General features: G+C 61.7%; 21 protein-coding genes. All 21 read left to right on the top strand.

Features of this window, described 5'->3' with window-relative positions:
- Positions 1–3: 3 nt before the first annotated feature.
- The 21 genes from fliH (at position 4) to JWV26_RS00915 (ending at position 18634) form a co-directional block, all read left to right on the top strand.
- Positions 4–804: a flagellar assembly protein FliH gene (gene fliH, locus JWV26_RS01015; protein ID WP_074916100.1), complete on the top strand. Its 801-nt coding sequence runs from the start codon at positions 4–6 to the stop codon at positions 802–804.
- Positions 794–2140 (top strand): flagellar protein export ATPase FliI, encoded by a 1347-nt coding sequence (gene fliI, locus JWV26_RS01010; RefSeq protein ID WP_079783407.1) that lies wholly within the window; start codon positions 794–796, stop codon positions 2138–2140. Before fliH ends, fliI begins: the two co-directional genes overlap by 11 nt.
- A 46-nt stretch (positions 2141–2186) precedes the next feature.
- Complete coding sequence (gene fliJ, locus JWV26_RS01005) at positions 2187–2636, top strand: flagellar export protein FliJ (RefSeq protein WP_021489636.1); 450 nt, start codon at positions 2187–2189, stop codon at positions 2634–2636.
- An 85-nt stretch (positions 2637–2721) separates the two neighbouring features.
- Positions 2722–3027 (top strand): STAS domain-containing protein, encoded by a 306-nt coding sequence (locus JWV26_RS01000; protein ID WP_074916098.1) that lies wholly within the window; start codon positions 2722–2724, stop codon positions 3025–3027.
- Between the two features lie 2 nt (positions 3028–3029).
- Positions 3030–4718 (top strand): ATP-binding SpoIIE family protein phosphatase, encoded by a 1689-nt coding sequence (locus JWV26_RS00995; RefSeq protein WP_072425682.1) that lies wholly within the window; start codon positions 3030–3032, stop codon positions 4716–4718.
- 29 nt (positions 4719–4747) lie between these two features.
- Complete coding sequence (locus JWV26_RS00990; RefSeq protein ID WP_017679165.1) at positions 4748–5101, top strand: Hpt domain-containing protein; 354 nt, start codon at positions 4748–4750, stop codon at positions 5099–5101.
- 66 nt (positions 5102–5167) lie between these two features.
- Positions 5168–6394 (top strand): flagellar hook-length control protein FliK, encoded by a 1227-nt coding sequence (locus JWV26_RS00985; RefSeq protein WP_206418182.1) that lies wholly within the window; start codon positions 5168–5170, stop codon positions 6392–6394.
- A 239-nt stretch (positions 6395–6633) separates the two neighbouring features.
- On the top strand, positions 6634–7155 hold the full coding sequence (gene fliL / locus JWV26_RS00980) for a flagellar basal body-associated protein FliL (RefSeq protein WP_017679167.1): 522 nt from the start codon (positions 6634–6636) through the stop codon (positions 7153–7155).
- A gap of 12 nt (positions 7156–7167) precedes the next feature.
- Complete coding sequence (gene fliM, locus JWV26_RS00975) at positions 7168–8139, top strand: flagellar motor switch protein FliM (RefSeq protein WP_017679168.1); 972 nt, start codon at positions 7168–7170, stop codon at positions 8137–8139.
- A 70-nt stretch (positions 8140–8209) separates the two neighbouring features.
- Positions 8210–8680 (top strand): flagellar motor switch protein FliN, encoded by a 471-nt coding sequence (gene fliN, locus JWV26_RS00970; RefSeq protein ID WP_017679169.1) that lies wholly within the window; start codon positions 8210–8212, stop codon positions 8678–8680.
- Between the two features lie 2 nt (positions 8681–8682).
- Positions 8683–9114, top strand: coding sequence for a flagellar biosynthetic protein FliO (gene fliO / locus JWV26_RS00965; protein WP_206418181.1), 432 nt, complete (start codon positions 8683–8685; stop codon positions 9112–9114).
- Entirely contained in the window at positions 9114–9899 is a 786-nt protein-coding gene (fliP, locus tag JWV26_RS00960; RefSeq protein WP_206418180.1) for a flagellar type III secretion system pore protein FliP, read from the top strand. Before fliO ends, fliP begins: the two co-directional genes overlap by 1 nt.
- A gap of 11 nt (positions 9900–9910) precedes the next feature.
- Positions 9911–10180 (top strand): flagellar biosynthesis protein FliQ, encoded by a 270-nt coding sequence (gene fliQ / locus JWV26_RS00955; protein ID WP_017679172.1) that lies wholly within the window; start codon positions 9911–9913, stop codon positions 10178–10180.
- A gap of 13 nt (positions 10181–10193) precedes the next feature.
- Positions 10194–10970 (top strand): flagellar biosynthetic protein FliR, encoded by a 777-nt coding sequence (gene fliR, locus JWV26_RS00950; protein ID WP_017679173.1) that lies wholly within the window; start codon positions 10194–10196, stop codon positions 10968–10970.
- Between the two features lie 2 nt (positions 10971–10972).
- Positions 10973–12109: a flagellar biosynthesis protein FlhB gene (gene flhB, locus JWV26_RS00945; protein ID WP_206418179.1), complete on the top strand. Its 1137-nt coding sequence runs from the start codon at positions 10973–10975 to the stop codon at positions 12107–12109.
- 85 nt (positions 12110–12194) lie between these two features.
- Positions 12195–14342, top strand: coding sequence for a flagellar biosynthesis protein FlhA (gene flhA / locus JWV26_RS00940; protein WP_072425679.1), 2148 nt, complete (start codon positions 12195–12197; stop codon positions 14340–14342).
- An 11-nt stretch (positions 14343–14353) separates the two neighbouring features.
- The gene (gene flhF, locus JWV26_RS00935; protein WP_074916088.1) at positions 14354–15664 is read left to right on the top strand and encodes a flagellar biosynthesis GTPase FlhF; all 1311 of its coding nucleotides are present in this window, start codon (positions 14354–14356) and stop codon (positions 15662–15664) included.
- 114 nt (positions 15665–15778) lie between these two features.
- A complete protein-coding gene (gene fleN, locus JWV26_RS00930) occupies positions 15779–16609 on the top strand; it encodes a flagellar synthesis regulator FleN (RefSeq protein WP_162843938.1) in 831 nt (276 codons plus the stop codon).
- Complete coding sequence (gene fliA, locus JWV26_RS00925; RefSeq protein WP_026088789.1) at positions 16606–17352, top strand: RNA polymerase sigma factor FliA; 747 nt, start codon at positions 16606–16608, stop codon at positions 17350–17352. Before fleN ends, fliA begins: the two co-directional genes overlap by 4 nt.
- Positions 17353–17451: 99 nt before the next feature.
- Positions 17452–17826, top strand: a complete 375-nt coding sequence (locus tag JWV26_RS00920; protein WP_169968482.1) for a chemotaxis response regulator CheY — start codon at positions 17452–17454, stop codon at positions 17824–17826.
- A 19-nt stretch (positions 17827–17845) separates the two neighbouring features.
- On the top strand, positions 17846–18634 hold the full coding sequence (locus tag JWV26_RS00915; RefSeq protein ID WP_072425677.1) for a protein phosphatase CheZ: 789 nt from the start codon (positions 17846–17848) through the stop codon (positions 18632–18634).
- The last annotated feature ends 2 nt before the right edge of the window (positions 18635–18636 follow it).

Raw genomic sequence — 18636 nt, 5'->3', positions numbered from 1 at the left:
GCCATGGCTGCCAAGGAGTCTGAGAGCGAGCTGATTCGCGCCAAGGATCTTGGCACGTTCGACCGCTGGGCGTTGCCCAGCTTCGATGCGCCGGGTGAAGAACCGGAAGAAGCCGAAGCTGCTGCTGATGAACAGGTGCAGCCTTCTGCCGAGGTCGAGGCGCAGGACACAGCGCAGGTCGAAGAGGTCGCACTCGAAGATGTCAAACCTCTGACGCTCGATGAACTCGAAGCCATCCGCCAGGATGCCTACAACGAAGGCTTCGCCACCGGCGAAAAGGACGGCTTTCATGCCGGCCAGATCAAGGCCAAGCAGGAGGCCGATGCGGCCTTGGCGCTGAAGGTCGGCAGCCTGGAAAAGCTCATGACGCAGTTGCTCGATCCGATTGCCGAGCAGGACCAGCAAATGGAAGTGGCCATGGTGCGTCTGGTCAGTCATATGGTGCGCGAGGTGATCCAGCGCGAACTGAGCACCGACTCCAGTCAGATTCGCCAGGTGTTGCGCGAAGCGCTCAAGCTGCTGCCGATGGGGGCGGGCAACGTGCGTATCCAGGTCAACCCCCAGGACTTCGAGGCGATCAAGGCACTGCGCGAGCGTCATGAGGAAAGCTGGCGCATCCTCGAGGACGACAGCCTGCTGCCAGGTGGGTGCCGTATCGAGTCGGAGCATAGCCAGATCGACGCCAGCGTCGAGACGCGCATGGCGCAGGCACTCAAGCAATTGTTCGAGCAGCAGCGCGCGCAGAGCACTCAGCCGCCGGAAGCGGATATCAATCTGGATCTGGACCGCGACGATGCGCGTTGATCGCGTGAGCTTCGCCCGGCGCCTGGAGGGCTACAGCGATGTGATCAGCCTGCCCAGCCAGCCCATACTCGAAGGCCGCCTGCTGCGTATGGTCGGTCTCACCCTGGAGGCCGAAGGGCTGCGCGCGGCCATAGGCAGCCGCTGCCTGGTCATCAACGAAGACAGCTACCACCCGGTTCAGGTCGAGGCCGAGGTGATGGGCTTCTCCGGAGGCAAGATCTACCTGATGCCGGCGGGCAGTCTGGCGGGTATTGCGCCTGGCGCGCGCGTGGTGCCGTTGCCCGATGCCGGCCGCTTGCCCATGGGCATGTCCATGCTTGGCCGGGTGCTCGACGGCACCGGTCGCGCCCTGGATGGCAAGGGCGGGATGAAGGCCGAGGACTGGGTGCCGGTGGATGGCCCGACCATCAACCCGCTCAACCGCGACCCCATCAGCCAGCCATTGGACGTCGGCATTCGCTCGATCAACGGTCTGCTCACCGTTGGCCGTGGTCAGCGTCTGGGCTTGTTCGCCGGCACCGGTGTGGGCAAGTCGGTGCTGCTGGGCATGATGACGCGTTTTACCGAGGCCGAGATCATCGTGGTTGGGTTGATCGGTGAGCGCGGGCGTGAGGTCAAGGAGTTCATTGACGAGATCCTCGGCGAAGAGGGTCTCAAGCGTTCCGTGGTCGTGGCTTCGCCGGCCGATGAAGCGCCGCTGATGCGTTTACGTGCGGCGCAGTACTGCACACGCATCGCCGAGTACTTCCGTGACAAGGGCAAGAACGTTCTGCTGCTGATGGATTCGCTGACACGCTATGCCCAGGCCCAGCGTGAAATCGCTCTGGCTATCGGTGAGCCACCAGCGACCAAGGGCTACCCGCCATCGGTGTTCGCCAAGTTGCCCAAGCTGGTCGAGCGTGCCGGCAATGCCGAGGCCGGCGGCGGTTCGATCACCGCGTTCTACACCGTGCTGAGCGAGGGCGATGACCAGCAGGACCCCATCGCCGATGCCGCGCGCGGTGTGCTTGACGGGCACTTTGTTCTGTCACGCCGTTTGGCCGAGGAGGGGCACTATCCCGCGATCGATATCGAATCCTCGATCAGTCGGGTCATGCCGCAAGTGGTGCCGCCCGAGCAGCTCAAGCAGGCGCAGCGATTCAAGCAGTTGTGGTCGCGCTATCAACAGAGTCGCGATCTGATCAGTGTGGGTGCCTATGTTCCGGGCGGCGACGCGGATACCGATCAGGCCATCGCCCGCCAGCCGGTCATGGCTCAGTACCTGCGTCAGGGGCTGGATGAAAGTGTGGGCATGCCGCAGAGCCGTGAGCAACTGGCTGCCGTGCTGGGGCAATGATGGCGTTGATCAGGATATTTCTCGTCATCGCTGAGGTCGTGCATCGATGAGTCTCAGTCGCGCAAAGCGTCTGCAGCCGGTCGTCGAGATGGCAGAAAAGGCCGAGCGCGAGGCCGCGCGCCAGCTCGGGCATTGCCAGGGACTGGTCGGCCAGGCCGAAGCCAAGCTGGGTGAGCTGGAACGTTTCCGTGGCGACTACCAGCAGCAGTGGATCAGCGAGGGCAGCAAGGGCGTTTCCGGCCAGTGGCTGATGAACTACCAGCGCTTTCTGTCGCAGCTGGAGACGGCGGTCGGCCAACAGCAGCAAAGTCTGGAGTGGCATCGCGCCAATCTGGAAAAGGTGCGCGCCGTTTGGCAGCAACGCTATGCGCGTCTCGAGGGACTGCGCAAACTGGTCCAGCGCTACATTGACGAAGCCCGATTGGCCGAGGACAAGCGCGAACAGAAACTGCTCGACGAGCTGGCGCAACGCCTGATCGACCGTGGTGAACCCTGAATAGAGGTTGTTTCGTCGCCGACCAGATGCTACACCTTCAAACGTGAATTGCCCTATCTGGCAGAGTCTCGACAAAGGAGTAGACATGGCCATTACCTCGCAGCCCTCGGCCGACGGGCAAGAGCTGACCATTGTGATTCGAGGACGCTTCGACTTCGCCTCCCACCAGGAATTTCGTGACGCCTATGAGCGTGTCAATCAGACACCCAAGCGTTATCAGGTCGACCTGCGCGACACCAGCTATCTGGACAGTTCGGCACTGGGCATGCTGCTGCTGTTGCGTGACCATGCTGGCGGCGATTCGGCGCAGATCAGCCTGCTCAACTGCAGCAGTGACGTGCGCAAGATCCTCGCCATCTCCAACTTCGAGCAGTTGTTCAAGATCAGCTGAGCATGCCTGACCGACTTGCGATTCTGATCGCCGAGGACAACGCGGCCGACCGCATGCTGTTGTCCACCATCGTCAGTCGTCAGGGCCACCGCGTATTGACCGCCAGCAATGGCCTGGAGGCGGTGGCCCTGTTCGAGCAGGAGCGTCCGCATCTGGTGCTGATGGATGCGCTGATGCCGGTGATGGATGGTTTCGAGGCGGCGCGGCGGATCAAGGATCAGGCCGGCGAGGCGCTGGTGCCGATCATCTTCCTCACGTCGTTGACCGAGGGCGAAGCGCTGGTGCGTTGTCTTGAGGCTGGCGGCGACGACTTTCTCGCCAAGCCCTATAACCGGGTGATACTCGAGGCCAAGATCGGGGCGATGGATCGTCTGCGCCGTCTGCACGACACGGTATTGCAACAGCGCGACCTGATCGCCCAGCACAACGAGCATCTGCTGCACGAGCAACGTGTGGCCAAGGCGGTATTCGACAAGGTGGCGCATTCCGGCTGCCTGGATGCGCCAAACATCCGTTACATGCAGTCGCCCTACGCGCTGTTCAATGGTGATTTGCTGCTGGCGGCGTACAAACCGTCTGGCGGCATGCACGTGATGCTGGGCGATTTCACTGGTCATGGTTTGCCGGCGGCTATTGGCGCGATGCCGCTGGCCGAGGTGTTCTACGGCATGACGGCCAAAGGTCATGCCCTTGCGGAGATCCTTCGCGAGATCAACGCCAAGCTCAAGCGCATCCTTCCGGTGGGCGTTTTCTGCTGCGCCACCGTGCTCAATATCAGCAGCAAGCGCGGCTTGCTCGAGGTGTGGAGCGGTGGGTTGCCAGATGGCTACCTGCTACATGGCGATGGTCGCCCGCGTCAGTCATTGGTGTCACGCCATCTGCCCCTTGGAATCCTCGAACCAGCGGCGTTCAGTGATCGCTGTGAGGTCTATCCGCTGGCGCCGGGAGATCGTATTTTCCTGCTCAGTGATGGCGTGCTCGAGGCCAGTGACCAGCAAGGCCAGCTATTCGGCGAGGCGCGCCTGCTCGAGCTTCTGGACGCCAATCGTCAACCGCAGGCGTTGTTCGAGGAAATCCAGCTGGCGCTGGCGGCGTTCCGCGGCGAGCAACAAGATGACGTCAGCATGGTTCAGGTCGGCTTGGCCGAAGACGACGAGCATCCTCGCCCACTGGCCTTTGCCGACAGCGGTCAGAGCAGCGTGATGGATTGGTCGGCCAGTTTCGAGTTTCGAGCGCTGAGCCTGCGTCACTTCAACCCGCTGCCATTTTTGCTGCAGCTGCTGCTAGACGTGCGGGCGCTGCGGCCGCGTGGGGGCGAGCTGTATACCGTGCTCGCCGAGCTCTATTCCAATGCCCTGGAGCATGGGGTAATGGGGCTGGATTCCTCGCTCAAGCAGGATGCCAGTGGCTTTGCCGAATATTATCGGGAGCGCCGTCTACGTCTGGCGTCCTTGCAGGATGGCTATGTACGATTTCATTTGCAGATGCTGCCGGAAGAAGGGGGAGGGCGACTGATCGTCCGGGTCGAGGACAGTGGTCCCGGATTCGATCCGGTCACCGTCATGGCGCTTGGTGACGAAGCCCTGTGTGGTCGCGGTCTTGCCCTGGTTCGTCAGCTCAGCGACGGTTTCCAGATTGCCCCGGTTGGCCAGGGAGTCAGCGTGGAGTTTTGCTGGTCCTCTGAGGCATAATGCGACGCTGTTGTTCAGGGAGTGACCCGGTGTCCGATATCCATCTCGACGAAGCCGTCCTGGCGGCCCTGCAGGACGTCATGGAGGACGAATACCCGATTCTGCTCGATACCTTCGTGGCCGATTCCGAGGAGCGTCTGCGTCTGCTGCATGTGGCTGCGACCGAAGGTGATGCGCAGGGCCTGCGCCTGGCTGCGCACAGCTTCAAGGGCAGCTGCAGCAACATGGGAGCGGTGCTTCTGGCCAGCTTGTGCAAGGAGCTCGAGGACGCGGGGCGGCGCGAGGCCCTGGAGCCGGCTCCAGCCCTGATCGAGCAGATCGAGCGCGAGTTCGCCATCGTCCGCATCCTGTTCAAATCCGAGCGTCAGCGCTATCGCGTCTGACGCCTTTCACGAGTTGGCCCGCCCTTTGCTCTGATCCTGTCACGACCCATCAGACGGAGAGCGTCCATGTCCGCGTTGCCCGACCTACGCCTGCAGGCTACGCCTGAGGTGAAGAGCAAAGCGAAGCAGCCGGCCAAAGCGCCGGAACCCAGCAAGAACGGTGCTTCCAGCTTTGCCGAGGTATATGCCAAGGAGCGTCAGGCCAAGCCTGGCGAGCGCGCTGGCAGTACCGACAAAACCAGCCAGGAACAGAAGTCTGCGTCATCAGCAGGGGAGCCCGATGCCGCTTCAACTGCCGCCGAGCAGCCTGCGGTTGCCGCCCCCGGCAATTCCTTGCCGACGCCGGAGGGCGCTGCAGAAGAGCTCGATCCGTTGCTGGCAATGGCGCTGGGCGGTATCCAGGCTCAGGTAGACGATGCTCCGCTAACCGAGGAGTCGTCGGCACTGCCGGCGCTGGAGATTACCGGCGCCAACAGCGATGCCGCTGAGAATGCCGAGCCAGTACTGGAGGAGGAGGCGCTCGACCCGTTGGCGCTGCTCAAACAGCCGGAGGAAGAGGCAATCAAGGCCCAGGCCCCGCAGGATGCCGCGATCAAGAGCGCGCGTGTGGCGACCAGCACGGACTTTGCCGCAGCCATGGCAGCCATGGGCAAAGGCGAGGAGTCAGGCGCGAGCACTGAAGAATCGACCCTGGACCTGCCGCTTGAAAGTCTGCCCAAGGACGCCCTGGAGAGTCTCAAGGACAGCGCTCAGCCCACTCGACCCGATCAGTTCGTCAGCAAGCTCAATGCGCTGACGCAGGCGCTCAATCATCAGGCTGGCGCCGCGCAACGCCTGCCACTGGTACCCGGTCAGCCGGTCGCCATGCAACAGGGCGGCTGGAGTGAGGCGGTGGTGGATCGTGTCATGTGGCTTTCCAGCCAGAACCTCAAGTCGGCCGAAATTCAGCTGGACCCTGCAGATCTTGGGCGTCTCGAAGTGCGCGTAAACCTGTCGCAGGATCAGGCGCAGGTGACGTTCGCCAGCCCCAATGCCGGGGTGCGTGAAGCGCTGGAAGGGCAGATGCATCGTCTGCGTGAGCTGTTCGCGCAGCAAGGCATGAACCTGGCGGATGCCAACGTCTCCGATCAGTCGCTTAACCGTGGCTGGCAGGGGCAGGGCGAGGGCGGGCGCGGTGGTTCCGGCTCGCGTGATGATCTGCTTGCCAGTGACGAGTTGCAGCCTGGTGTCCATCAGGAAGTGCGTAGCGAGCGCTTGACCGCTGGCCGTGGGCTGGTCGACTACTACGCGTGAGTGGCAGTTAAGCCTGTATCGACACTGGGCAATGCCCGACGATCGGTGTTCCTCCGCTAGACTTGCATTCGCCCGGGTTGCCGAAAGGTGCTCGGGCGAATGCATTTTGGGTGACAGCAGGCAGCTGGAGCTGTTAAATCCGCAGCCCAGAGTTAGACAAGTCTGCTCATATGCTGGCATAACACTTGCTCTTAACCCTTTGAATGCGGAAAGAACGTAGGTACTGACGGATTATTGGCATGGCTAAGAAAGAAGCGGCACCGACTGCCGACGGACAACCCGCCGGCAAGAGCAAGCTCAAACTCATCATTCTGATCGTGGTGGGCCTGCTGCTGGCCGTTGGCCTTTCCGTGGGCGGTACCTGGTTCATTCTCAGCAAGGGCGACAAGAGCGAGGAGGCCAAGCCGGCAGAAGCCGCGGCACCGGCGGCGCCAGTGCGTCAGCCGGCCATCTACCAGGATCTGATGCCGGCCTTCGTGGTCAATTTCAATCACCAGAATCGTACCCGCTACCTGCAGGTCAGCATGGCCTTGATGAGCCGCGATACCGCCGGCATGGAAAAGCTCAAGGTGCATATGCCGGTATTGCGCAACCGTCTGGTGATGCTGCTGTCCGGTCAGGATTTTGCCGCGCTGCAAACCCCGCTGGGCAAGGAAATGCTTCTGCAGCAGGCGCTGGCCAGCGTGCAGGAGCTCGCGCAGAAAGAAACCGGCAGCACCGTGGTCGAGCAGGTGCTGTTCACCAATTTCGTGTTGCAGTAGCGGGAGCCGAAGATGGCCGTGCAAGACCTGCTTTCCCAGGACGAGATCGATGCGCTGTTGCATGGCGTCGATGACGGCCTGGTCGAGACCGAGGACGCCGCGGAGCCCGGGAGCGTCAAGCAATATGACCTGACCAGTCAGGATCGTATCGTCCGTGGGCGCATGCCGACGCTGGAGATGATCAACGAGCGCTTCGCCCGCTACACCCGTATCAGCATGTTCAACCTGTTGCGCCGCTCGGCTGACGTTGCCGTCGGTGGCGTGCAGGTGATGAAATTCGGCGAATACGTGCATTCGCTGTACGTGCCGACCAGTCTCAACCTGGTGAAGATGAAGCCGCTGCGTGGCACCGGTCTGTTCATCCTTGACGCCAAGCTGGTGTTCAAGCTGGTGGACAACTTCTTCGGTGGCGATGGGCGCCATGCCAAGATCGAAGGCCGTGAATTCACCCCCACCGAGCTGCGCGTGGTGCGCATGGTGCTCGACCAGGCCTTCGTCGACCTGCGCGAAGCCTGGCACGCGGTGATGGACATCAACTTCGAGTACGTCAACTCCGAGGTCAACCCGGCGCTGGCCAATATCGTCAGCCCGAGCGAGGTGGTCGTCGTGTCCACCTTCCACATCGAACTGGACGGCGGCGGCGGCGACCTGCACATCACCATGCCGTATTCGATGATCGAGCCGATCCGCGAGATGCTCGATGCTGGCTTTCAGTCCGATGTCGACGACCAGGACGAACGCTGGATCAAGGCCCTGCGCGAGGACATCCTCGACGTCAGCGTGCCGCTGGCCGCCACCGTGGCCCGTCGCCAACTGAAGCTGCGCGACATCCTGCATATGCAGCCGGGTGATGTGATCCCCGTGGAATTGCCGGACAACGTGGTCATGCGCGCCAACGGCGTGCCGACCTTCAAGGTCAAACTCGGTGCGCACAAGGGCAATCTGGCCCTGCAGGTACTGGAACCAATCGAACGCCAACGCTGAGGCGCTGGCAACTCCATAGGGCCGTTGGGCCCGAAGCGAACGAATAGCAGAAGCCAGGCGAGGAACGACGATGGCAGACGAAGAGAACACCTCCCCCGAGGAGCAGGCACTGGCCGATGAATGGGCTGCGGCGCTGGCCGAGGCAGGTGATGCAGATCAGGACGACATCGATGCCATGCTGGCCGGTTCCGCTCAGGCGGCACAACCTGCAGCGCCGCGTGCACCGATGGAAGAGTTCGGCAGCGCGCCGTCTCCCAGCAACCTGCCGGTCAATCTGGATGGGCCCAATCTGGACGTGATTCTGGATATTCCAGTGTCCATCTCCATGGAAGTGGGCAACACCGATATCACTATCCGCAACCTGTTGCAGCTCAATCAGGGCTCGGTGATCGAGCTGGATCGTCTGGCCGGTGAACCGCTCGACGTGCTGGTCAACGGCACGTTGATCGCCCATGGCGAAGTGGTGGTGGTCAACGAGAAGTTCGGCATTCGCCTGACCGACGTGATCAGCCCCAGCGAACGTATCAAGAAGCTGCGTTGACCATGGCTCGTCTTCTCGCTCTGTTTCTGAGCATGCCCCTGGTGGCCATGGCTGCCGAACCTGCCGGCAAGGCGGCGACGCCCATGGCCGGCAGCGACATAGCCGGCCAGCTCGGTCAGTTGTTGCTCGGCCTGCTGCTGGTGATCGGTTTGATCTTCCTGCTCGCCTGGCTGCTACGCCGCATGCAGCAACTGGCTCCGCGCGGTAATCAGGTGATCAAGCTGCTGGCCACTCAGCCGCTGGGCCCGCGTGATCGCCTGGTACTGGTACAAGTGGGCAGTGAGCAGATTCTGTTGGGCCTGTCCGCCGGGCGGATCACCCCGCTGCACGTGCTCAAGGAGCCCGTGCACCTGCCTGACGCCGAGCTGGCCACACCAGAATTCGCTCAGCGCCTGATGGAGCTGCTGGGCAAGGATCAGAAGGACAAATCCTGATGCTGCGTTTGTTGCTGGTTCTGGTGCTGAGTCTCGCCGCATCGCTGGCATTCGCCGAAGACCCACCTGGCGCCAGCTCGCTGATTCAGCAGGGCAACAGCCCGCTGTCGATCCCGGCCATTACCCTATCGACGGATGCGCAAGGTCAGCAGGAGTACTCGGTCAGCCTGCAGATTCTGCTGATCATGACGGCGCTGAGCTTCATCCCGGCGTTCGTCATGCTGATGACCAGTTTTACCCGGATCATCATCGTCTTTTCCATCCTCCGTCAGGCGCTGGGCCTACAGCAGACACCCTCGAATCAGATACTGGTCGGCCTGGCGCTGTTTCTGACGATGTTCATCATGGCGCCGATTTTCGACCGGATTAACACCGATGCGTTGCAGCCTTATCTGAACGAGGAGATTGTCGCGCAGGACGCACTGACGCGGGCAGAAGGGCCGATCCGCGACTTCATGCTGGCGCAGACTCGCGAAAGCGACCTGGAACTGTTCGTGCGGCTGTCCAAACGCACCGACCTGGCCAGCGTCGAGGACGTGCCGTTGACCATTCTGGTACCAGCGTTCGTCACCTCCGAGTTGAAGACCGCGTTCCAGATCGGCTTCATGATCTTCATTCCGTTTTTGATCATCGACATGGTGGTCGCCAGTATCCTCATGGCGATGGGTATGATGATGCTGTCACCGCTGATCATCTCATTGCCGTTCAAGATCATGCTGTTCGTCCTGGTCGACGGCTGGGCGCTGATCATGGGCACCTTGGCCGCCAGTTTCGGCACGATATAGCGAGGCCTCTGATGACTCCCGAAGTTGCGGTTGACCTGTTTCGCGAAGCGCTGTGGCTGATCGTGCTGATCGTCGGTCTGGCGGTGGTGCCCAGCCTGCTGGTGGGGTTGGTCGTGGCGATGTTCCAGGCTGCCACGCAGATCAACGAACAGACGCTGAGCTTTTTGCCGCGCCTGATGGTGATGCTGATCACGCTGATCTGGGCCGGTCCCTGGCTGGTGAGTCAGTTGATGGAGTACACCCAGACGTTGATCCAGAACATTCCGTACCTCATAGGTTGAGGGGCTGCGCGCGATGCTGGAATTGAGCAACGAGCAGATCAGCGGCTGGGTCGGCCAGTTCCTGCTGCCGTTGTTTCGTATCGCCGCGATGCTGATGGTGATGCCCATCATCGGTACCCAACTGGTACCGAACCGCGTACGCCTCTATCTGGCTCTGGCCATCAGTGTGGTGCTGGTACCGACGCTGCCGCCGATGCCGCAAGTCGATGCCTTGAGTCTGCGTAGTCTGCTGTTGATCCTGGAACAGGTGCTCATTGGTGCCATGTTCGGCTTCATCCTGCAGTTGTTCTTCCATCTGTTCGCCGTTGCCGGGCAGATCATCGCCATGCAGATGGGCCTGGGTTTTGCCTCGATGGTCGACCCTACCAATGGTGTGTCGGTGCCGGTGCTTGGCCAGTTCATGCTGATGCTGGTGACCCTGTTGTTTCTGGCAATCAACGGCCATCTGGTGGTGTTGGAAATTCTGGCGGAAAGCTTCGTCACGCTACCGTCCGGGCAAGGCTTGATGGTCAATCATTACTGGGAACTGGCCGGCAAGTTGAGCTGGGTGATAGGTGCCGGCCTGCTTTTGACCTTGCCCATGGTCACCGCGCTGCTGGTGATCAACCTGGCGTTTGGTGTGATGACCCGCGCTGCGCCGCAGCTGAACATCTTCTCCATCGGCTTCCCCCTGACCCTGGCCATGGGCCTGGTGATTTTCTGGGTGGGGCTTTCCGATTTCGGCAATCTGTTCCAGGCGCTGGCCAGCGAAGCCCTGCAGCAGCTGAGCGAATTCGCTCTTGTGAGGTAGCGATGGCCGAAAGCGAGAGCGGTGCTGACAAGAGCGAGGAACCCACAGGCAAGCGGCTTGAAGAGTCGCGCAAGAAAGGCCAGATCGCTCGCTCCAAGGAGCTCAATACGTTGGCGGTGACGCTCACCGGCACCGTAGCTCTGATCATTTTCGGCGCCTACATGGGCAATGCGCTGATGGACATCATGCGCGGCAATTTCAGCCTGCCACGTGATGTGCTGCTGAACGAAGGCAGCATGGCGCTTTATCTGCTGGCGTCTGGCAAGCAGGCATTGCTGGCCGTGCAACCCTTCTTGATCGCACTGTTGATCGCCTCCGTCGTCGGTCCCATCGCGTTGGGGGGATGGTTGTTCTCTGCTGAGGCGCTACAACCCAAGGCCAGCCGGATGAACCCCCTGGCCGGCCTCAAGCGCATGTTCTCGGTTCAGGCGTTGGTCGAATTGCTCAAGGCGCTGGCCAAGTTTCTGGTGATTCTCGCGGTGGCGCTGGTGGTGCTGTCGGTGGATCAGGACGATCTGCTGGCCATTGCCAACGAACCGGTCGAGCCCGCCATCCTGCACAGCCTCAAGGTCGTCGGCTGGAGCGCTTTCTGGTTGTCCTGCGGGTTGATCCTGATCGCCGCGGTGGATGTGCCGTTCCAGCTGTGGAGTCACAAGCAGAAGCTGATGATGACCAAGCAGGAGGTGCGCGACGAGTACAAGGACACCGAGGGCAAGCCCGAAGTCAAAGGACGTATTCGTCAATTGCAGCGTGAGATGGCTGAACGGCGGATGATGCAAGCCGTGCCGCAGGCTGATGTGGTGATCACCAACCCGACGCACTTCGCCGTAGCGCTCAAGTACGACCCGGAGAAGGGTAGCGCACCGCTATTGTTGGCCAAGGGCGGCGACTTCCTGGCGCTGAAGATTCGCGAGATTGCCCAGGAGCACAAGGTGATGGTGCTGGAGTCCCCGGCATTGGCCCGTGCGGTGTATTACTCCACCGAGCTGGATCAGGAAATTCCCGCTGGCCTTTACCTGGCCGTGGCGCAGGTGCTGGCCTACGTCTATCAGCTTCGTCAATATCAGGCCGGCAAGGGCAAACGCCCGGGCCCGTTGCCCGACTTTCCGATCCCGGCGGACCTGCGCCGCGATTCGTAACGTGCCTCTTGGGCGCTGCCCTGTCATTTATGGAACGCTTCTTGCCATTACCCCTTCAGGACGCACTTTCGCGTCAAAAGATTGAATGGTCTGGGGTAGGGACGTGGCAGTAGATCGCGCACAGCTAATCGGTGACGTACGCAGCAACCTTGCAGGTTTGCGCCATGGCAACCTGGGCATTCCGCTGCTGCTGCTGGTCATGCTCGGCATGGTCATGCTGCCGATCCCACCGTTTCTGCTCGACACCCTGTTCACCTTCAGCATCGCGCTGTCCATCGTCGTGCTGCTGGTCAGCATCTATGCGCTGCGACCGCTGGATTTCGCCGTGTTCCCCACCATTCTGCTGGCGGCCACGTTGTTGCGTCTGGCGCTGAACGTGGCTTCGACCCGCGTGGTGCTGCTCAACGGCCACGAGGGGCATGGTGCGGCGGGGCAGGTGATCCAGGCCTTCGGTGAGGTGGTGATCGGCGGTAACTACGTGGTTGGTATCGTGGTGTTCGCCATCCTCATGATCATCAACTTCGTAGTGGTCACCAAGGGTGCCGGACGGATTTCCGAGGTAAGCGCGCGCTTCACCCTCGATGCCATGCCAGGCAAGCAGATGGCCATCGACGCCGACCTCAATGCTGGCCTGATCGATCAGAACGAAGCCAAGAAACGCCGCAGTGAAGTGGCGCAGGAGGCAGATTTCTACGGCTCCATGGACGGTGCCAGCAAATTCGTCCGTGGCGATGCCATCGCCGGCCTGCTGATCCTGTTCATCAACCTCATCGGCGGTATCGCCATCGGCGTGCTGCAGCACGGCCTGCCGTTCGCCGAGGCGGGCAAGGTCTACACGCTGCTGACCATCGGCGACGGCCTGGTGGCGCAGATTCCTTCATTGCTGCTGTCCACCGCCGCCGCGGTGATGGTGACCCGTGTTTCCAGCTCCGAGGACATGGGTGCCCAGGTCAACCGGCAGATGTTCGCTTCGCCGCGGGCGCTGGCGGTGGCGGCGGCGATCATGATTGCCATGGGCCTGGTGCCCGGCATGCCGCATTTCTCCTTTATCAGCCTGGGCCTGGTGGCCGCTGGCGCCGCCTACTGGATCGCCAACAAGCAGCGCAAGATCAAGGAGGCCGAGGTCAAGGAAGTGCAGCGCCAGCAGGAGCTGCTGCCTGCGCAGAAGGCCCAGGAGGTCAAGGAACTGGGTTGGGACGACGTCACCCCCGTTGATATGGTCGGCTTGGAAGTGGGGTATCGCCTGATTCCGCTGGTGGACCGCAACCAGGGTGGCCAGTTGTTGGCGCGGATCAAAGGTGTGCGCAAGAAGCTGTCGCAGGAAATGGGCTTTCTCATGCCCTCGGTGCATATTCGCGACAACCTCGATCTGGCGCCCAACGCCTACCGCTTGACGCTGATGGGCGTCAGCGTGGCCGAGGCCGAGGTTTATCCGGATCGCGAACTGGCGATCAACCCCGGCCAGGTGTTCGGCCCGCTCAATGGCATCGCCGCCAAGGATCCGGCGTTCGGTCTGGAGGCCGTGTGGATCGACCCCACTCAGCGCGATCAGGCGCAGTCGCTGGGCTACACCGTGGTCGACGCCAGTACCGTGGTGGCCACTCACCTCAATCAAATCCTGCACAAGCATGCCCACGAGCTGCTGGGGCACGAGGAAGTGCAGCAACTGATGCAGTTGCTGGCCAAGAGCTCGCCGAAGCTTGCCGAAGAGTTGGTGCCGGGGCTGGTATCGCTGTCGACCCTGCTCAAGGTGCTGCAGGCGCTGCTGCAGGAGCAGGTGCCGGTGCGCGATATCCGCACCATCGCCGAGGCCATCGCCAACGTCGCGCCGAAGAGTCAAGATCCCGCCGCGATGGTTGCTGCAGTACGCGTCTCGCTGGCCCGTGCAATCGTGCAAGGCATCGTGGGACTAGAGCCGGAGCTGCCTGTGATAACCCTCGAACCAAGGTTGGAACAGATCTTGCTCAACAGTCTGCAGAAGGCCGGTCAGGGCGGTGAGGATGGCATCCTCCTCGAACCGGGCATGGCCGAGAAGCTGCAGCGTTCCCTGGTGGAAGCGGCGCAGCGCCAGGAAATGCTCGGCAAGCCGGTGATTCTGCTGGTGGCCGGACCGGTCCGGGCGATGTTGTCGCGCTTCGCGCGGCTGGCGGTACCCAGCATGCATGTGCTGGCCTACCAGGAAATTCCGGACAACAAGCAGGTCACCATAGTCGCTACGGTTGGCCAGAACTGAGGTAAAGGGTCATGCAGGTCAAACGCTTCTTCGCCGCCGATATGCGGACCGCCATGAAACTGGTGCGTGATGAATTGGGCGCCGATGCCTCGATCATCGGCAACCGCCGGGTTGCCGGTGGTGTCGAGCTGACCGCTGCGCTGGATTATCAGGCACCGGCGCCGGTGCGCCCGAACCCGGCGCTGGAAGCCGAGCTGCGCAAGACCCAGGCGCGCATCGCCAGCGCTCAGGCCGAGCTGACCACGCGTGCCGAGCAGGATGCCGGCAAGGACCGTCAATTGTTCGCCAATGAGTCGCTGCTGGCGCCCGAGCTACCCGCGACCCTGGTCAAGCCGCAGCGCCCGGTCGAGGCCCCTGTACCTGTTACGCCTGCGGTCGACCCGCGCGCACTGGAAGCCATGCGCTTCGAGCTGCACGGCTTGCGTGAGCTGATCGAAGTGCAACTGGGGTCCATCGCCTGGGGGCAACTGCAGAACCGTCGTCCGCAGCAGGCCAATCTGTGGCGCCGCCTGCAGCGCATGGGGCTGTCTGCCGAGCTATCGCAGGCGCTGCTGAGCAAGGTAGCCAGTGTGGCCGAGCCGCGTCAGGCCTGGCGTATGTTGCTGGCGCACCTGGCTCACGCGATCACTACGCCCAAGGTCGAACCGCTGGAAGAGGGTGGTGTGATCGCGCTGGTCGGTCCGGCCGGCATGGGCAAGACCACCACCCTGGCCAAGCTGGCTGCGCGTTATGTGCTTAAGTACGGCTCGCAACAGGTCGCTCTGGTGAGCATGGACAGCTTCCGCATTGGCGCGCAGGAACAGCTCAAGACCCTGGGGCGCATCCTCGGTGTGTCGGTGACTCAGATCGACCCCGGTCAGTCTCTGCTGCAGGCTCTGGCGCCGCTGGCCAAGAAACGCGTGGTGCTGGTCGATACCGCTGGCCTGCCAGGCAACGATCCGGCGCTGCGTCTGCAGTTGGAGAGTCTGGCCTCGGCACGCATCAAGGCGAAGAATTATCTGGTACTGGCCGCAACAAGTCAGAGCCAAGTGCTCAAGGCGGCCTACCATAGTTACAAGCGTTGTGGTCTTTCAGGCTGCATACTGACGAAACTGGACGAAGCCGCGAGTCTGGGTGAGGTTTTAGGTCTGGCTATAGGCCAGCAACTGCCGGTAGCCTATGTGACGGACGGGCCGCGGATTCCGGACGATCTGCATGTGCCGCGTAGCCATCAGCTGGTCAGCCGTGCCGTTGGGCTGCAGGCTGCCGAGGAGCCGAGTGAGGACGCCATGGCGCAGATGTTCGCCGGCCTCTATCACAATCCGGCCAAGCGAGCCGGTTGACGCAGCGAGAATGTTGCACCCTCTCGCCACGTGGTGCGGGAGTGAACGGCCTCAACAGGTGCTTACCAACGACCTGTAAGGCCAAGTCGAAGTTAGACAAGGTGTAGAAAGAACATGGGTATGCATCCCGTACAGGTGATTGCGGTGACTGGCGGCAAGGGTGGCGTCGGCAAGACCAATGTGTCGGTCAATCTGTCCATGGCCCTGGCCGATCTCGGCCGTCGGGTCATGCTGATGGACGCCGACCTTGGCTTGGCCAACGTCGACGTTCTGTTGGGCCTGACGCCCAAGCGCACCCTGGCCGATGTCATCGCGGGTGAATGTGATCTGCGTGACGTTCTGCTGCAGGGGCCGGGTGGCGTGCGCATCGTGCCGGCAGCATCCGGTACGCAGAGCATGGTCAGCCTCACGCCGATGCAGCACGCCGGGTTGATCCAGGCGTTCAGTGACATCAGTGAAAACCTTGACGTGCTGGTGATCGACACCGCTGCCGGTATCGGTGATGCGGTGGTCAGCTTCGTGCGTGCGGCGCAGGAGATCCTTGTGGTGGTCTGCGATGAGCCCACCTCGATTACCGACGCCTACGCGTTGATCAAGCTGCTCAATCGCGATCACGGCATCAGCCGCTTCCGCGTACTGGCCAATATGGCCCATAGCCCGCAGGAAGGACGCAATCTCTTTGCTAAGCTGACCAAGGTGACGGATCGTTTCCTCGATGTCGCCCTGCAGTATGTCGGTGCCGTGCCTTACGATGAGTGTGTGCGCAAGGCCGTGCAGAAGCAGCGCGCCGTCTATGAAGCCTTCCCTCGATCCAAGTGCGCCCTGGCGTTCAAGGCGATAGCTCAGAAGGTAGATACCTGGCCGTTACCGGCCAATCCCCGTGGTCATCTGGAGTTTTTCGTCGAGCGTCTGGTGCAACAACCGACCGCAGACTCGGCCGTATGACAGCAGCTTCTGGACTTCGTATGTACAACAAGGCTCAGGCGCAGGACTCCCAGCACCAGCTGATCGAGCGCTATGCGCCGCTGGTCAAGCGCATCGCCTACCACCTGCTGGCTCGTCTGCCGGCCAGCGTGCAGGTCGATGATCTTATCCAGGCCGGCATGATCGGCCTGCTCGAAGCCTCGCGCAAATACGACTCCAGCAAGGGTGCCAGTTTCGAGACCTTCGCCGGTATCCGTATTCGCGGCTCCATGCTCGACGAGGTGCGCAAGGGTGATTGGGCGCCGCGTTCGGTGCACCGCAACAGCCGGATGGTCAGTGATGCCATTCGTGTCGTGGAGGCCAGAACCGGACGGGACGCTAAAGATCACGAGGTTGCGGCCGAACTCCAATTGAGTCTGGAAGATTACTACGGCATTCTTGGCGACACTTTGGGCAGCCGCCTGTTCAGTTTCGACGACCTGTTGCAGGACGGCGAACATGGCGGGTTGCACGAAGACGCCGGACACACTCACCTCGAACCTTCGCGGGACCTCGAAGACGAACGCTTCCAGGCGGCCTTGGCCGATGCCATCGCCGGTTTGCCGGAGCGCGAACGTCTGGTGCTGGCGCTGTATTACGATGAAGAACTGAACTTGAAGGAAATCGGTGAAGTGCTGGGGGTTAGCGAGTCACGTGTTAGCCAGTTGCACAGCCAGTGCGCGGCGCGTTTGCGCTCGCGGCTGAGTGAGTGGCGCGCTGGCTGAACGCGGCGTACTCGCAGGCGCAAACGGTTTCACGATTAAAGGGCGTAGTTGCAAGCGCAATACGTTTGGGACTGTACGGAGGTCGACTTGGACAAGAACATGAAAATCCTCATCGTTGACGATTTCTCGACGATGCGACGGATCATCAAGAACCTCTTGCGGGATTTGGGTTTCACCAACACCGCGGAAGCCGATGACGGCACCTCGGCGCTGCCGATGCTGCAAAGCGGCAGTTTCGACTTTCTGGTGACCGACTGGAACATGCCTGGCATGACCGGCATCGACCTGCTGCGCGCCGTACGTGCCGACGAGCGCCTCAAGCACCTGCCGGTGCTGATGGTGACTGCTGAAGCCAAGCGCGATCAGATCATCGAGGCGGCCCAGGCCGGTGTGAATGGCTACGTGGTCAAACCCTTCACCGCTCAGGTGTTGAAGGAAAAGATCGAGAAGATCTTCGAGCGGGTCAACGGCTGATGTCAGCCGCGAGGGTGCTATGGAACACGATGACTCCACGCTGGGTGACCTCGAGTCGACCCTGAAAAACAATGCCCGCGATCTGGTCGATAGCCTTGAACAAGGTAATTTCGGCGCCGCGGTGCAACTGATCAACGAGCTGAACAAGGTCCGCGACCGCGGGCTGTATCACGAGGTCGGCAAACTGACCCGTGAACTGCACAACGCCATTGTCAATTTTCAGCTCGATCCGCGTATGCCGCATGCCCAGGAGCTGTCGCAGATCGCCGATGCGACCGAGCGCCTGAACTACGTCGTGACCATGACCGAGAAGGCCGCCAACCGGACCATGGATCTGGTCGAGCAGAGTGCGCCGCTGGTCAACGACCTCAGTGACGAAGCGCAGAGCCTCAGCGCTGAGTGGGGCCGCTTCATGCGCCGCGAAATCGGTGCCGACGGTTTCCGCGAGCTGGCCAAGCGTGTCGAGCTGTTCCTCGCCCGCAGTGAACGAGATGGCGCCAAGCTCTCCGGCCACCTCAACGACATTCTGTTGGCTCAGGACTATCAGGACCTTACCGGCCAGGTGATCAAGCGTGTCACCCAGCTGGTGACCGAAGTGGAAAGCAACCTGCTCAAGCTGATGCTCATGGCCAGCCAGGTCGACCGTTTTGCCGGTATTCAGCACGACCACGAAGCGCTGCGTACCGAACAGGAAAAATCAAAAGAGCCATCGCGGGGTGAAGGTCCGCAGATTCATGCCGATAAGCGTGATGACGTCGCCTCCAGCCAAGACGATGTCGACGACCTGCTGTCCAGCCTAGGGTTCTAAGG

The sequence above is a fragment of the Ectopseudomonas toyotomiensis genome (genome assembly GCF_017167985.1).
GTDB lineage: Bacteria > Pseudomonadota > Gammaproteobacteria > Pseudomonadales > Pseudomonadaceae > Aquipseudomonas > Aquipseudomonas toyotomiensis.
This window is presented reverse-complemented; position numbering and strand designations above follow the sequence as displayed.